This is a genomic window from Modicisalibacter luteus DSM 23508 (assembly GCF_000378505.1).
GTDB lineage: Bacteria > Pseudomonadota > Gammaproteobacteria > Pseudomonadales > Halomonadaceae > Modicisalibacter > Modicisalibacter luteus.
In genome coordinates this window covers 386,555-400,508 of sequence record NZ_KB899990.1, presented here as the reverse complement: position 1 = coordinate 400,508, position 13,954 = coordinate 386,555, and the positions used below count along the sequence as shown (strand labels likewise).

Below are 13,954 nucleotides of genomic sequence, written 5' to 3'. Positions count from 1 at the left end.
TCCCTGCGGGCCTTCGCATTTCCCACGTCCATGTGGGTCACAAAGCGAAGCGCATGGCCGAGTGCAGCCTGTTTTAGACTATTGGGCTATGTACCGTGACCAGCTTGGTGCCGTCTGGGAACGTCGCTTCGACCTGAACCTCGTCAACCATCTCCGGGACACCTTCCATCACGTCGTCACGGGTCAGGATCTCGCGTCCGTAGCTCATCAGCTCGGCGACACTCCTGCCATCGCGGGCCCCTTCCATGATTTCGGCGCTGATCAGCGCCACGGCCTCGGGATAGTTGAGCTTGAGGCCACGAGCCTTGCGGCGCTCGGCAAGCAGTGCGGCGGTGAACAGCAGCAGCTTGTCCTTGTCTCTCGGGGTCAATTCCATGGCGGTTGTCCCTTCTACGTTCTGTTGGAAACTGGCGTTCTATGTTCTGTTGAAACTGGCCTGATCAGGTGAGCCAGATGCGCGGCACACACGCCTCGCGCCCGCAGAGTGAGGGACGCAGCACGTCCCAGGCGCGCTGGCAGAGATCCCAGGCTTCGTTACGCGAGTCGCCGAGATAACGCAGCAACAGCACATCGTGACGCAGCGTCACCGCCCAGCGTGGCGAAGCCGGCAGGGCGTCTCTCAGTGCTTCGATGCATGCGGAAGGCGACTCGAGACCCACGCCCCATAGCGTGGCCTGTACCGTTGCCCCACCCTGCCCCCAGCGCCCACGAAAGCGCGGATGCGTGGGGTCCAGCGGCTGGCGCTCCAGCCACAGCGGCCGGCCCTCGCGTGTCAGACAGAAGCGCTGCTCGATGCCACCGCTGACGAACGGCAAGCGGCTGGCAGGCCGGCCCAGTGCCAGGACTTCCCAACCCAGGCAGCGGGCATCGCGATCCAGCGCAATCTCGGTGGTCTGGATCCCGCGCGATCCATCGAAGCACAGCGTCTCCTGCGGCAACCATTCGAGCGTCCCGCCGTCGGCGACCGTGAGCCGCGTGTGCTGGCCCCAGGCCACGCCTTGGCTGTCGGCGCGGTAGAGCTTGGCTGCTGCCGGAGTAGTGAGTAGGGCATGCGCCCCGGCCTCTACCGCAGCGTCAATGCGCAACTCGTCGCCGCTGACCAACCCGCCAGGGGGGTGCAATAAATAGACGTGGCAGACCTCGCCCTCGGGGTAGAACGGCCGCTGCACCCGTAGCGGCCCGCGATGCCGGGCCCGTACCAGCCGGGTACGATCGCTGTCGCCACGCCTGTCTTGGCGAAAGCCCAGGTCGATCGAGGCGGCCCAGCGCCGCCCAGCGTCGAAGCGATGCCCCGAGTCGCCTGGCGTTTTATCGAGAGGCGCTTTGCCGGGTAGCACTTCGCTACGTGGAAAAGGCAGCACTGTCATACCGTCAGGTGCCGCTTGATCAAATCGTCGGAAAGCTCGTCGACACTGCCCTTGGCCACCGTGCGGCCGCGGTCGAGAATCACGAAACGATCGGCAAACTTGCGCACGAAGGGCAGCTTCTGCTCGGCGAGCAGTACCGTCATGCCATCCTCGCGGTTGAGCTTGCGGATCACCTCGCCGATTTCAGCAACGATGTTGGGCTGGATGCCTTCGCCCGGCTCGTCGAGGATCAGCAGGCGCGGTTCGAGCACCAGGGCGCGGCCGATCGCCAGCTGCTGTTGCTGGCCGCCCGAGAGATCGCCGCCACGCCGATGGCGCATTTCCTTGAGCACCGGGAACAACTCATAGATTCGCTCGGGAATCGTGCGTTTCTTGTCACGCCGCGCAGCCAGGCCGGTACATAGGTTTTCTTCCACGGTGAGCAGCGAGAAGATCTGGCGCCCCTGAGGCACGTAGCCGATGCCCAGCCGTGAGCGGTCCTCGATACGTTTCTGGGTCAGCTCGGTCTCGCCGTCATAACGCAGTGAGCCACTCTTGACCGGAACTTCACCCATCACGCATTTGAGCAATGTGGTCTTGCCCACGCCGTTGCGGCCCATCACACAGGTACATTCACCCTGCGGCACTTCAAGCGAGAGATCCCACAACGTGTGGCTCTCGCCATAGAACTGGTTGAGCTTGTCGACTTGCAGCATCAGCTTTCCTCCCCCAGATAGACTTCGACAACACGGGGATCGCTGGAGACCTGATCCATGCTGCCCTCGGCGAGTACGCTGCCCTGATGCAGCACCGTGACCTTGCGGGCGATCGAACGCACGAAGCCCATGTCGTGCTCGACCACCACCACCGACTGCTTGCCGGCCAGGCTGGTCAGCAGCTCGCCGGTGCGTTCCATTTCCTGCTCGGTCATGCCGGCCACCGGCTCATCGACCAACAACAGGCGGGGGCGCTGCATCAACAGCATGCCGATTTCCAGCCACTGTTTCTGTCCGTGGGAGAGGATGCCGGCGGCACGGTCGCGCTCGGTTTGCAGACCGATCATCTCCAGCACCTCGTCGATGCGATCACGGGCCTCGCCAGAGAGCCTGGCGACCAGGGTCGGCATGACACGTTTGTCGGCACTCATCGCCAGCTCCAGGTTTTCGAACACGCTTAGTGCTTCGAATACCGTCGGCTTCTGGAACTTTCGGCCGATGCCCAGGGTGGCGATTTCCGGCTCGTTCATGGTCAGCAGGTTGTGACGGCTGCCGAACCATACCTGGCCGTGGTCAGGCCGGGTCTTGCCGGTGATGATGTCCATCATGGTGGTCTTGCCGGCGCCGTTGGGACCGATGATGCAGCGAAGCTCACCATCATCGATGGTCAGATTGAGATCGTTGATCGCCTTGAAGCCGTCGAAACTGACGCTGACATCCTCGAGGTAGAGGATCGGTCCGTGACGCACGTCCACCGGCGAGGGATCGGGAATCAGGAAATCGAACACCCGGTCCCGGTTCGCCAGCGATTGCAGAATGGTCATGCGGTAGCCTCCTTGACACCCTTGGCCGATGCGGTGGGCTTGCCACGCTTGCGCTTGGCAAGTAGCCCCGCCAATCCTTGCGGCAACACCACGGTAGCGATCACGAACAGTCCGCCTAGCGCGAACAGCCATGCATCGGGCATCACCCCGGTAAAAACGGTCTTGGCATAGTTGACCAGGATCGCGCCGATGACGGCGCCATAGAGCGTCGCCCGGCCACCCAGGGCCACCCACACCACGATTTCGATGGAAAACAGCGGCGAGAACACGCTGGGATTGATGATGCCGACCTGAGGCACGTACAGCGCCCCCGCGACCCCGGCAAGCATGGCCGAGACCACGAACACGAACAGTTGCACGCGCTCGACCCGGTAGCCCAGAAAGCGAGTACGCGCCTCGGCGTCCCGCGAGGCCACGCAGACCCGGCCCAGCTTGCTGGACACTATTGCCCGACACAGCCAATAGCCCAGCCCTAGGGCGAGGCCAGAGGCCACGAACAGGCCCAGGCGAGTGCTGTCGGCGCTGAGGTCGAACGTCAACAGTTCCTTGAAATCAGTCAGGCCGTTGTTACCTCCGAAGCCCATCTCGTTGCGGAAGAAGGCCAGCATCAAGGCAAAGGTCAGCGCCTGGGTGATGATCGACAGATATACGCCTGTGACTCGCGAGCGGAAGGCCAGGAAGCCGAACACCAGAGCCAGCAGCCCTGGTACCAACAACACCATCAGGAAAGCGAACCACGCCATGTCGAAGCCATGCCAGTACCAGGGCAGCGACTCCCAATCGAGGAATACCATGAAGTCGGGCAGCACTGGATGACCGTAGACGCCGCGGTCGCCGATCTGGCGCATCAGGTACATGCCCATGGCGTAGCCGCCCAAGGCGAAGAAGGCGCCATGCCCCAGGCTGAGAATGCCCAGGTAACCCCATACCAGGTCTACCGCCACGGCAAGCAGCGCATAGCACAGGTACTTGCCGAGCAGGGTCACGGTGTAGGTGGAAACATGCAGCGGATGCCCGGCGGGCAACAACAGGTTGAGCAGGCAGACGGCGACCAGCGCTGCGGTCAGCACGCCGATGAAGATTTGAGTGCTACGCTCGGTAGCCGGTTTGGCGAGCCAGTGCATGGTTCAGCCCTCCGCCGCACGGCCCTTCTGCGGAAAGAGTCCGCGGGGGCGTTTCTGAATGAACAGGATGATGAAGACCAGCACAATGATCTTGGCGAGGATGGCGCCGGCCCAAGGCTCGAGGACCTGATTGATGACGCCCAGCGACATGCCGGCGACCAGCGTGCCCCAAAGGTTGCCGACCCCGCCGAACACCACGACCATGAACGAATCGATGATGTAGCTCTGACCGAGATTGGGGCCGACGTTGGTGAGTTGCGAAAGCGCCACACCGGCCAGTCCGGCAACACCGGAGCCCAGCGCGAAGGTCATGATGTCTACACGCGTGGCACGAATCCCCATGGAACGCGCCATGGCACGGTTCTGGGTCACCGCACGTACTTCCAGCCCCAGGCGAGTCTTGCGCATCACCAGCATGATTCCGGCGAAGACCACCAGCGCGAAGCCCAGCACGTAGAGACGATTGAGAGTCAGCGATAGCGCTTCGTTGATAACCAGCGAGCCACTCATCCACTCCGGCGTCACCACGGTACGGTTGAGCGGCGAGACCAGCGTGCGTACCAATTGCTGCAATATCAGGCTGACGCCGAAGGTGGCCAGCAGGGTCTCCAGCGGGCGCCCCTTGAGAAAACGGATCACGCTACGCTCGATGATGATGCCGGCGACCGCTGCGACCAGAAAGCCGGCGGGAATCGACAGGATGAGCGCCAGGCCGGGCTGCCCCGGCAGCAGTTGCTGCATCATCCAGGTGGTGTAGGCACCGAGCATGATCAGCTCGCCATGCGCCATGTTGATAACGCCCATGACGCCAAAGGTGATAGCCAGGCCGATGGCCGCCAGCACCAGCACCGAGCCCAGGCTCAAGCCAAAATAGAGCGTTTCCGCGGCACGATTTAACTTGAGCTTCTGCTCAATGCCTGCCAGGGCCTGCCGGGCCGACTCGGCGGCCTCACCCTCTCCCGCAGCGACCCCATTGAGTGCGGCGCGAACGGCAGGATTAAGGCTGCCCGACAACGTATCGATGGCCTCGCTGATGGCTGCGCTATCGCCGCTTTGCAATTGATAGATGGCCAGGGCCTGGGTGAGCTTGTCGCGTACGGCCGGGCTTTCCTCGGCCTCGAGACGTGCGGCCAGTGGCTCGGCCAGGTTCACGTCGACTTTACCGAGCAGGCGATCGGCGCTGGCCAGGCGTTCCTGTACCGTCGGCGCGTCGAGATCGAGGACGGCCATGGCGCTGCGCAGCTGGTTGCGCAGCGCATTGTTGATGGTGATGCGATCGATGTTCCGCCGCGAAACTTCGCCCAACGGCGTATCGTCGACCGCGTCGATGACTGTCCAGTCGCGGCCGCGGTTATCGGTAACGATGACGAAACGACCACTCTCCTTGATGCGTTGCAGCTTGCCATCGAGCAGTGTGGTCAGCCAGGTGCGCGTACGCGGGTGGTCACTGGCAATCAAGGCCTGAATGGCCTTGCCCTTATCGGCATAGGAGTCTGCGGCCAGGGCGGCCAGCTCGGGGGGCACATCCTGCTCCGCGATGTTGGTCTGCTGCGCGAGGACGGGGGTGGCCAACGCGACACAACACCAGAACAGGAGTGTGGCTTTAATCGTCCGCAGGAGGTTCATGCGGGTGTCCTTTGAGTGGCGTGTGGTTGTGTTTTGGAGCGATCCGGCCACGGCCGGATCGCTGGGGCATGCCTTATTGGCTGGCCGTCTGGGCCTCGCCACCGCCACAGGTCTTTTCGATCACGTTGTAGTTGCCGCACTCCAGCGGCTTGCGCCAGTCGCTGATCAGGTCACGCGAGCCGGGCAGGTAATCGGACCAGGCATCACCGGCCACAGTGGATGGGGTCTGCCAGACGATAGAGAACTGGCCGTTGTCCTGAATTTCACCGATCAGCACAGGCTTGGTGATGTGGTGATTGGGCATCATCGCTGCGTAGCCGCCGGACAGGTTGGGCACGCTCACGCCAATGATTGCATCCTTGACTGCATCGACATCGGTGGTACCAGCCTTCTTAACCGCTTCTTTCCACATGTTGAAGCCGATATAGTGAGCTTCCATCGGATCGTTGGTCACGGCTTCCTCGTCACCGGTATATTCGATCCAACTGTCGATGAAGTCGTAGTTGGCATCGGTATCGACGCTCATGAAGTAGTTCCAGGCGGCCAGGTGGCCGACCAGCGGTGCCGTGTCGATGCCCGAGAGTTCCTGCTCGCCCACCGAGAAGGCAATGACCGGAATATCGGCGGCATCGATGCCCTGATTGCCCAACTCACGGTAGAACGGCACGTTGGCATCGCCGTTGATGGTCGAAACCACGGCGGTCTTCTTGCCGGCACTGCCGAAACGCTTGATCTCGGAGACGATGTTCTGCCAGTCGGAGTGCCCGAACGGCGTGTAGTTGATCATGATGTCTTCCTGCGCCACGCCATGATCCTTGAGGTAGGCCTCGAGAATCTTGTTGGTGGTGCGCGGATAGACGTAGTCGGTCCCAGCCAGCACCCAACGCTCGACGCCGACGTTGTTCATCAGGTAATCGACGGCGGGAATCGCCTGCTGGTTGGGGGCAGCACCAGTATAGAAAACATTCCCGGAGGACTCCTCGCCTTCATACTGCACCGGATAGAACAACAAGCCGTTGAGTTCCTCGACGACCGGCAATACCGACTTGCGCGATACGGAGGTCCAGTTGCCGAATATGACGTCGACCTTGTCCTGCTCCAGCAGTTGGCGTGCCTTCTCGGCGAACAGAGGCCAGTCGGAGGCAGGGTCGACGACTACGGGCTCTAGCTGACGTCCCAGCAATCCACCCTGCGCGTTCTGCTGCTCGATCTGCATCAGCATGGTGTCCTTCAGCGTCGATTCGCTGATCGCCATGGTGCCGGACAGGGAATGCAGGATGCCCACCTTGATGGGGTCGTCTTCCTGAGCGAATACCGGGAAGGACATACCCATGGCGACCAGGGAGGTCGTCAGCCAGCGAGAGGAAACTTGCCACTTCTTCACGATGGAACTCCTTGCGCTTGTGTTGTTGTCGATGCAGGAGCGACGGAACGCCGCACCATTGCCGATCTTTATCGCAAGGGATGTGCCAACTCTCTGAAAGTGGCTTAAAATTCTTTTATAACAGCATGTTACCCAACACCACCAAGTAGTTTTATTGACTGAATGCACTTTCCTGGCACACGAAACGCACCATGATGTAACACTGGGCGAATGCCGGAATTATTCATGCACTTAAACGGTGCGCATGTATAACGTGCGTGATTTTTCAGGTAACAGAAGGCCAGTCATTCAGGGGTGATATTGAAGTGTCGCAGGTTGCCAGGCGGTTACGACCGGCGGCCTTGGCCATATACAGCGCCCGATCCACTCGCTCGGTCCAACGCGGAATGGTCTCCCCCGGCACTGCCGACGCCAGGCCACTGCTGAAACGGATAGCACCATGGCGCATGCAGTGATCGTGGCAGAGCACACGAAGCTGGCGATCAAAAGCCTTCGCTTGCTCGAGACCTGTCGACAACAACACCGCAAACTCCTCACCACCACAACGCCCCGCCACACCGCCAGCCTCCTCGGCCGTTTGGCGCAGGAGACCGGCAAAGGTGCGGATCACTTCGTCACCATAGGGGTGGCCGTAGGTATCGTTAAGGTGCTTGAAATAGTCGAGATCACAGCTCAGCAGGACATAGGGCTTGCCTTTGGCGATGTCAGGAAGCCGTGACTGCAACTCTGCGTGAAACGCGCCGTGGTTCAATAACCCCGTCAAGCTGTCGAGTCGGGCCAAGGTTTCCAGCTGTGCAGCATAGGAGGCGCTTCGCTGCTGCTCACGCTGAATGCGCACCATGTGACCACTGACGATCACAATAAGAATGGCCACGTTCAACAAATAACTGACGCCCAGGTCTAGTGCTTGGCCCACCCGCTCGGAATAAGGGGCAATCCAGTGAGGATTGGCATTTTCGAGCATCAACAGCAACAGCGGCATGACGACAAAGCCCATCAACACGAGTCGTCGCTGCCACCCATCGTGCGGCATGACACCGAGGGCATAGGCGGCTGCCATCAGAAAGAACATCAAGGTCGGGCCCTGCATGCCCTGGTTGAACAGCCAGTTCAGCGGCAGGATGACGAACAATGTCAGCAGACAAAGCCACCAGGCCATGCGCCTGGCCTCGCCATGCCAGCGGGCGCGATACCACATCCAGATCACGATGCTGGAGAAAACGAGCAATGCGCCATTATGATGTGGCGATGTCAGAGCAAGCGCCAGATTGAAGACAGCCGAGGCCAGACCGACCAACGCTGCAAAGAACAGAAAGGCAAGGTGCATACGCTGCAAAGGCGAGGAGCGTCGGCCAACGATCAACTGCCATACAGTCTGGTACCCCTGACTGATGAGTCTCTTCACGTCTGAGCCCTCTCATCGCCCTTCACAACGCAACCGACCCGACAGGCAGACTGTCGGGTCGGTGATATTTAAACGTAGTCTCATGAAACATGGCATCCTTGAATGAGGACCTTGTTTCAACCATTGCGCTCTAATGCTTAGCCGGTAAACATGAAGTCTTCGTCATCCATCGTCATCAGCGGCTTGGCGCCAGCACGAATCTGCCGTTCCAGAGCTTCTGTTCGGGGCAACATGCGGTTGATGAAATGCCGCCCGACCGCCAACTTGCTGCGATAGAACCTCTCTCCCGCTGTCCCCTGCCCATCGAGTCCGGCCTGTGCGGCGATCGCCATCTTCAGCCACAGCCAGGCATACACGACATGCCCTGTCAGGTTGAGATAATCCACCGCTGCGGCGCCCAGTTCTTCGGGACGGCCGTCGGCTCGTTCGAGAAGTTCGTCCGTCACACGCCCCAAACGTTCGGCTTCCTGCTGGACGGCTTGCTTGAAATCACTGACTTCCTGCTTATCCAGTGTTTCCAGATCCCCGCGTATCAGTGCTAACAAGCACGTCACATAGGCGCCCCTGTTCCTGAAAAGCTTGCGCCCCACCAGATCCATGGCCTGGATGCCATTGGTCCCCTCATAGATCATGGCGATGCGCGCATCGCGTACGTACTGCTCAGCTCCCCACTCAACGCAATAGCCGTTGCCACCGTAGACCTGCTGGGCTTCGACCGTGGCATCGAAGCCTCGGTCGGTCAGAAAGGCCTTGGCTACGGGGGTCAGCAGTGCCACCAGCGCCTGGGCCTCGTCACGGACGCCCTCCTCGGGGTGGAACTTGACGCGATCGAGCTGTTGCGCCACGAAGGCAGCAAATGCTCGACCGCCTTCGTTCCAGGCACGCACGTTCAATGCCATGCGTCGCACGTCGGGATGCACCAGGATGGGGTCAGCCGGCCGGTCAGGTGCCGCCGGCCCGTTCGGCGCGCGGCTCTGCAGGCGCTCGCGGGCAAAGTCCATGGCACTCTGGTAAGCCACCTCGCCGAGCCCCAAGCCCTGGATACCGATTGACAAGCGCTCGTAGTTCATCATCGTGAACATGGCGGCCAGACCCTGGTGAGGTTCGCCGATCAGCATCCCTTCGGCCGCCTCAAAGTGCATGACGCAGGTGGCGCTGCCCTTGATGCCCATCTTGTGTTCCAGGCCACCGCAGACGACACTGTTGGGCTCGCCCGCCTCGCCATCGGCTCCGACCTTGCGCTTGGGCACCAGAAACAGCGAGATTCCCCGCGTGCCCTCGGGGGCATCGGGTAACTTGGCCAGCACCAGATGGACGATGTTGTCGACCATGTCGTGCTCACCGCCAGTGATCCAGATCTTGCTGCCGGTGATGGCATAGGTGTCGCCGTCCACGTTGGGCACGGCCCGGGTCTTGATCAGTCCCAGATCGGTACCGCAATGCGGCTCCGTGAGACACATGCTGCCCAGCCATTCGCCAGCATACATGCGCGGCAGGTAGGTACGCTTGATAGCGTCTGTTGCGTGATGATCGAGCAGCAAGGCTGCCCCGGTATTCAGTGCGGGATAGAGCGCGAAGCTGGTATTGGTGGCATAGAGCATTTCTTCGAAAGCCACGGTCAGCAGCTTGGGCATACCCTGTCCGCCATATTCGGGATTGCCGCCCAAGCCGAACCAGCCGCCCTCCGCCAGGGTGCGTTGGGCCTCCTTGAATCCCTTGGGTGTGGTGACGCGGCCGGCGTCGAAATGGCAACCTTCGGCGTCACCGCTCTGGTTGAGGGGGAACAGCTCCGCCCAGGTTACACGCGCGCCCTCCTCGAGTATGGCATCGGCCAGATCGGGCGTCACTTCCGCGGTACCGGGCATCGCGACCCACTCCTCACCCGCACGGAAGACATCGTTGAGGACGAAACGCATATCGCGTAACGGTGCCTGATAGCTGGCCATGAGACTCTCCTGAAGTAATTCAAACGATCGATTGAATACTAGGCCAGCCCAGCCATGACTGTCACCTCGCCATTAGGCCAACAGCTTTATAGGCACGAAAACGCCTCCCGAAGGAGGCGAAGCAAAGAAGGTTGGCAGTCCACGTCAGGTCTTACCGGTATTCTTCGGGGAGAGAGGATATTTACCCGTATCCCAGCCTTGGCTATTGGCCTGTTTCCCCTCGAACCAGGCCAGTCGTTCGTGTAGCGATACCACGCTACCGATGATGATCAATGTCGGTGGCTGTATCAGTCCATGTGTCAAACTGGCCGGCAATTCGGCTAGCGTACCGGTATGAACCCGTTGGCGCGCCGTTGTTCCCTGTTCGATCAGGGCAAGCGGCGTATGCCCCGGCAACCCGTGATTCTGAAGTTCTCGACGGATCACCTCAAGGCTACTCAGCCCCATATAGAACACCAGGGTCTGTTGACCTCGAGCCAGCATCGGCCAATCCAGGTCACTGCTATCATTCTTGAGATGGCCGGTCACAAAGCGCACAGATTGCGCATGGTCACGGTGAGTCAGAGGAATGCCGGCATAGGCTCCACATCCTGCCGCCGCCGTGACCCCCGGAATCACTTCGAATGACACGCCGGCATGGGCCAGGGTCTCGAGCTCCTCACCGCCGCGGCCAAAGATGAAGGGATCGCCTCCCTTGAGGCGTACCACACGCTTGCCCTGGCGGGACCAATCCACGAGTGCCTGGTTGATCTCCTCCTGCGGCAGGCTGTGTCGTGAGCGCGCCTTGCCAACATACAGGGTCTGTGCATCAGGGTTGGCCAAGGCCATGATCTCGCTACTGACCAATCGATCATGCAGTATCACTTCGGCAACCTGAAGGCGCTTCAGCGCCTTGAGCGTCAGGAGCTCAGGGTCGCCCGGCCCGGCACCGACGAGACATACGTGCCCTTGCGGAAAGTCACGCATGGCGCTCAACCGGGCACTGTCCGGAGATGCGGCATGAGAGAACGTGTCGAGGGGCATCGCATGGCCTATATAGCTGAAAGAATTAAAAAACCGAATTTTATGCGAAACATAAAGATATCCTTGCCGGATTGCCAGTAACGTCTGGTTGGCTGCTTATAACGCTTCGGCCGGAGACGAAAACGCCCCCGCAGGGCGGAGGCGCTTCGAGAGAGGGCGTGACGAAGTGACGTCAGCCCGCCAGCTGGCGGCCCAGGCGCGGACTGAGCAGTTCACCTATGACCGCAAAAGCGGCCAATGCCCCCAATAGCCAGGGCCACTGGGACCCCATGTCGAGGGTCATGATGCCCAGCGCGTCGATGAAGATCAGCACGATACCCAGCGGACTGACATAGCGAATCATGAATAACCACAGCGCATAATGGGTGTTATTCAGACCGAGTTCAGCCTTGAAAACCTCGTTACGCAGCACGAAACCAGCCAGCAGTGCCATGCCCAGGCCACCCAGCGGCATCATCCAGCGCGACGTCAGGTAATCGAGCCAGTCGAAGAAGGTCTTGCCCGCCAGAGTCCAGTCTGCACCGACATTGAACGACAACATGGCCAGGGTACTGACGATCCACAACACGATGCCCGTGCCCCACGCAGCCTTGGTACGTGAGATGCCCTTGCTTTCGTTCAGCCATGCCACGGTCGCTTCGATCATCGAAATCGCCGACGTCAGCGCCGCCATGGTCAGCATCACGAAAAAGATGATCTCGAGTAGCGTGCCAAAGGGCATTTGCTGGAAGGCTAACGGCAGGCTCATGAAGATCAGCCCCGGGCCGCTGGCCGGGTCCATGCCATTGGCAAAGATCACCGGAAAGATAGCCAGTCCGGCCATCAACGCGACCAGCGTATCGCAGATCGCCACGGTGAAAGTGGTACGCGCAATCGAACTTTCATCAGGCAGATAGGAGCCATAAGTCAGGATGGCACCGGAAGCCAGCGACAAGGTGAAGAAGGCATGCCCCATTGCCGCGAGCAGGCCGGCACTGGAGAGCTTGCCGAGCTCAAAGCCGAACAGGAAGTCCAGAGCCTGACCGAAGCCGCCAGAGAACATCGCGTAGACGATCATGATCGCCAGCATGATCACCATGCCTGGCATCATCCAGCGCACGTTGCGCTCGATACCGTCCTGCACGCCCTTGCCGACGATCAGCATGGTCGTCACTGTCACCAGCGTGCTCCAGAACCCGAGGTTGAGCGGACTGGCATTATTGGCGCCAAAAATCGCCGCCATGCCGTCGACGCTGTCGGCGTTCAAGCCGCCACTGATCGCCTTCCACAGATACGAGACCGACCAGCCGGCTACCACCACATAAAAGGACAGGATCATGAAGCCGCACAGCATGGCCATCCAGCCGAGCACAGACCAGCCGGAACTGCGTCCCGACTCCTTGACTACCCGCCGAATGGCGTCAATCGGACTGCCTCGTCCTCGGCGGCCATAGCCGATCTCGACCATCATGATCGGAATACCGATAGCCAAGATACATACCAGATAAACCAGCACGAAGGCGCCGCCTCCATACTCTCCGGTCATGTAGGGAAATTTCCAGATATTGCCCAACCCCACCGCGGAGCCTGTGGCTGCCAGGATAAATCCCCAGCGGCTCACCCACAGGTTGTTGGGTTTCTTTCTTGTCGTCATGTAAAACACCTTGGTTTTGTTGTTGGCTGAAACACTGCCAGCCATCGCAACACGCAGCGCTGCCATTGTAGCGATTTCCTCCCACGTTTCATCGCTGAACATTGGCGTTTCGCTAGGGCATGAACAGTCTGCAGCGTAAATCACTGTAACGTTATTTTTGTTCATGCAGCCTCGTATACGCCGAAGCGGCATACGCGTTGCGTAGCTAGACTACGGATGAAGTGTCTTATAGTTTCAACTGAAACGATAGGTTGAATCGGATGACAGCCTCAAGGGAACTTATGGCTTATTCAGCCAAGCAAAGACGCAAAGCTGTAACATGTTTCTTACAGCCATCACTTTCGTATGAAACTGAATTCCGGTCAGCGCTATACTCTGAGCCGTCATGACGCGAACGAGGGAGGGGGTTACTTGAGCTCCGCCATGGATTCCAACGATATCGGCGAGTTGCGCCTGGAAGGGTTTCTGCCATATCGCTTATCGAACATCGCCGAACGTATCAGCCAGGCGTTATCACTGATCTATGCCGAGCAATTCGATCTGACCATCGCCCAGTGGCGTATTCTGGCCTGGTTACAGCAGGAACGCACGTTAAGCGCCAAACGCATCTGCGAGCTTACCGCCATGGACAAGGCCCGGGTCTCGCGGGCCGTCAACCAGTTGGTCGAACGCAACCTGATCCAGCGGCAACGTGACGACGAAGACCAGCGTACCCTATGGTTATCCTTGGCTCCGTCCGGACGTGACCTGCTCAAGGAAGTGGTCCCACGCGCCCTGGACTGGGAAGCCGATATCGTCGCCACCCTGTCCGCCACCGAGTATCGGGACCTGCTACGGTTGCTGAGCAAGGTGGAGAAAGGCTTGGCGCGGCTGGATTCGCCAACCGTATCGACAGCACCCGGCACCGACTGAGACAAGGAGAAGTCG

12 protein-coding genes are annotated in these 13,954 nt (G+C 60.2%); 1 reads left to right on the top strand and 11 read right to left on the bottom strand.

The genetic code is table 11. The features are described 5' to 3' along the window. Window positions 1–73: 73 nt before the first annotated feature. The 11 genes from ureA to F568_RS0104455 form a co-directional block, all read right to left on the bottom strand. The gene (gene ureA, locus F568_RS0104505) at window positions 74–376 is read right to left on the bottom strand and encodes an urease subunit gamma (protein ID WP_019017516.1); all 303 of its coding nucleotides are present in this window, start codon (window positions 374–376) and stop codon (window positions 74–76) included. 64 nt (window positions 377–440) lie between these two features. After that, the gene (locus F568_RS0104500) at window positions 441–1,367 is read right to left on the bottom strand and encodes an urease accessory protein UreD (RefSeq protein ID WP_019017515.1); all 927 of its coding nucleotides are present in this window, start codon (window positions 1,365–1,367) and stop codon (window positions 441–443) included. Further along, window positions 1,364–2,062, bottom strand: coding sequence for an urea ABC transporter ATP-binding subunit UrtE (gene urtE, locus F568_RS0104495; RefSeq protein ID WP_019017514.1), 699 nt, complete (start codon window positions 2,060–2,062; stop codon window positions 1,364–1,366). Before urtE ends, F568_RS0104500 begins: the two co-directional genes overlap by 4 nt. Next, window positions 2,062–2,886 carry an urea ABC transporter ATP-binding protein UrtD gene (gene urtD, locus F568_RS0104490; protein WP_019017513.1) on the bottom strand — a complete coding sequence of 275 codons (825 nt, stop codon included), beginning with the start codon at window positions 2,884–2,886 and terminating at the stop codon, window positions 2,062–2,064. The genes urtE and urtD overlap by 1 nt, the downstream gene beginning before the upstream one ends. Further along, a complete protein-coding gene (gene urtC, locus F568_RS0104485; RefSeq protein ID WP_019017512.1) occupies window positions 2,883–4,010 on the bottom strand; it encodes an urea ABC transporter permease subunit UrtC in 1,128 nt (375 codons plus the stop codon). The genes urtD and urtC overlap by 4 nt, the downstream gene beginning before the upstream one ends. 3 nt (window positions 4,011–4,013) lie before the next feature. Beyond that, entirely contained in the window at window positions 4,014–5,636 is a 1,623-nt protein-coding gene (gene urtB, locus F568_RS0104480) for an urea ABC transporter permease subunit UrtB (protein ID WP_019017511.1), read from the bottom strand. A gap of 73 nt (window positions 5,637–5,709) precedes the next feature. Further along, entirely contained in the window at window positions 5,710–6,969 is a 1,260-nt protein-coding gene (gene urtA, locus F568_RS0104475; RefSeq protein WP_051087922.1) for an urea ABC transporter substrate-binding protein, read from the bottom strand. Between the two features lie 316 nt (window positions 6,970–7,285). After that, on the bottom strand, window positions 7,286–8,425 hold the full coding sequence (locus F568_RS23800) for a GGDEF domain-containing protein (RefSeq protein WP_019017509.1): 1,140 nt from the start codon (window positions 8,423–8,425) through the stop codon (window positions 7,286–7,288). 137 nt (window positions 8,426–8,562) lie between these two features. Next, the gene (locus tag F568_RS0104465; protein ID WP_019017508.1) at window positions 8,563–10,371 is read right to left on the bottom strand and encodes an acyl-CoA dehydrogenase C-terminal domain-containing protein; all 1,809 of its coding nucleotides are present in this window, start codon (window positions 10,369–10,371) and stop codon (window positions 8,563–8,565) included. Between the two features lie 144 nt (window positions 10,372–10,515). Continuing rightward, the gene (gene cobA / locus F568_RS0104460; RefSeq protein WP_019017507.1) at window positions 10,516–11,337 is read right to left on the bottom strand and encodes a uroporphyrinogen-III C-methyltransferase; all 822 of its coding nucleotides are present in this window, start codon (window positions 11,335–11,337) and stop codon (window positions 10,516–10,518) included. A gap of 229 nt (window positions 11,338–11,566) precedes the next feature. Beyond that, window positions 11,567–13,027: a sodium-dependent transporter gene (locus F568_RS0104455; RefSeq protein ID WP_026300330.1), complete on the bottom strand. Its 1,461-nt coding sequence runs from the start codon at window positions 13,025–13,027 to the stop codon at window positions 11,567–11,569. A 423-nt stretch (window positions 13,028–13,450) separates the two neighbouring features. On the opposite strand from F568_RS0104455, the gene F568_RS0104450 reads away from it, so the two are divergent. Then, window positions 13,451–13,939, top strand: a complete 489-nt coding sequence (locus tag F568_RS0104450; protein ID WP_019017505.1) for a MarR family winged helix-turn-helix transcriptional regulator — start codon at window positions 13,451–13,453, stop codon at window positions 13,937–13,939. Window positions 13,940–13,954 lie beyond the last annotated feature (15 nt).

What these genes read in the sequence shown, in the direction of transcription:
- urtC (WP_019017512.1), bottom strand. Translation starts at nt 4,010, where the DNA reads ATGCACTGGCTCGCCAAACCGGCTACCGAGCGTAGCACTCAAATCTTC.
- ureA (WP_019017516.1), bottom strand. Translation starts at nt 376, where the DNA reads ATGGAATTGACCCCGAGAGACAAGGACAAGCTGCTGCTGTTCACCGCC.
- cobA (WP_019017507.1), bottom strand. Translation starts at nt 11,337, where the DNA reads ATGCGTGACTTTCCGCAAGGGCACGTATGTCTCGTCGGTGCCGGGCCG.
- F568_RS0104500 (WP_019017515.1), bottom strand. Translation starts at nt 1,367, where the DNA reads ATGACAGTGCTGCCTTTTCCACGTAGCGAAGTGCTACCCGGCAAAGCG.
- F568_RS0104450 (WP_019017505.1), top strand. Translation starts at nt 13,451, where the DNA reads ATGGATTCCAACGATATCGGCGAGTTGCGCCTGGAAGGGTTTCTGCCA.
- urtA (WP_051087922.1), bottom strand. Translation starts at nt 6,969, where the DNA reads ATGGGTATGTCCTTCCCGGTATTCGCTCAGGAAGACGACCCCATCAAG.
- F568_RS0104455 (WP_026300330.1), bottom strand. Translation starts at nt 13,027, where the DNA reads ATGACGACAAGAAAGAAACCCAACAACCTGTGGGTGAGCCGCTGGGGA.
- F568_RS0104465 (WP_019017508.1), bottom strand. Translation starts at nt 10,371, where the DNA reads ATGGCCAGCTATCAGGCACCGTTACGCGATATGCGTTTCGTCCTCAAC.
- urtB (WP_019017511.1), bottom strand. Translation starts at nt 5,636, where the DNA reads ATGAACCTCCTGCGGACGATTAAAGCCACACTCCTGTTCTGGTGTTGT.
- urtD (WP_019017513.1), bottom strand. Translation starts at nt 2,886, where the DNA reads ATGACCATTCTGCAATCGCTGGCGAACCGGGACCGGGTGTTCGATTTC.
- urtE (WP_019017514.1), bottom strand. Translation starts at nt 2,062, where the DNA reads ATGCTGCAAGTCGACAAGCTCAACCAGTTCTATGGCGAGAGCCACACG.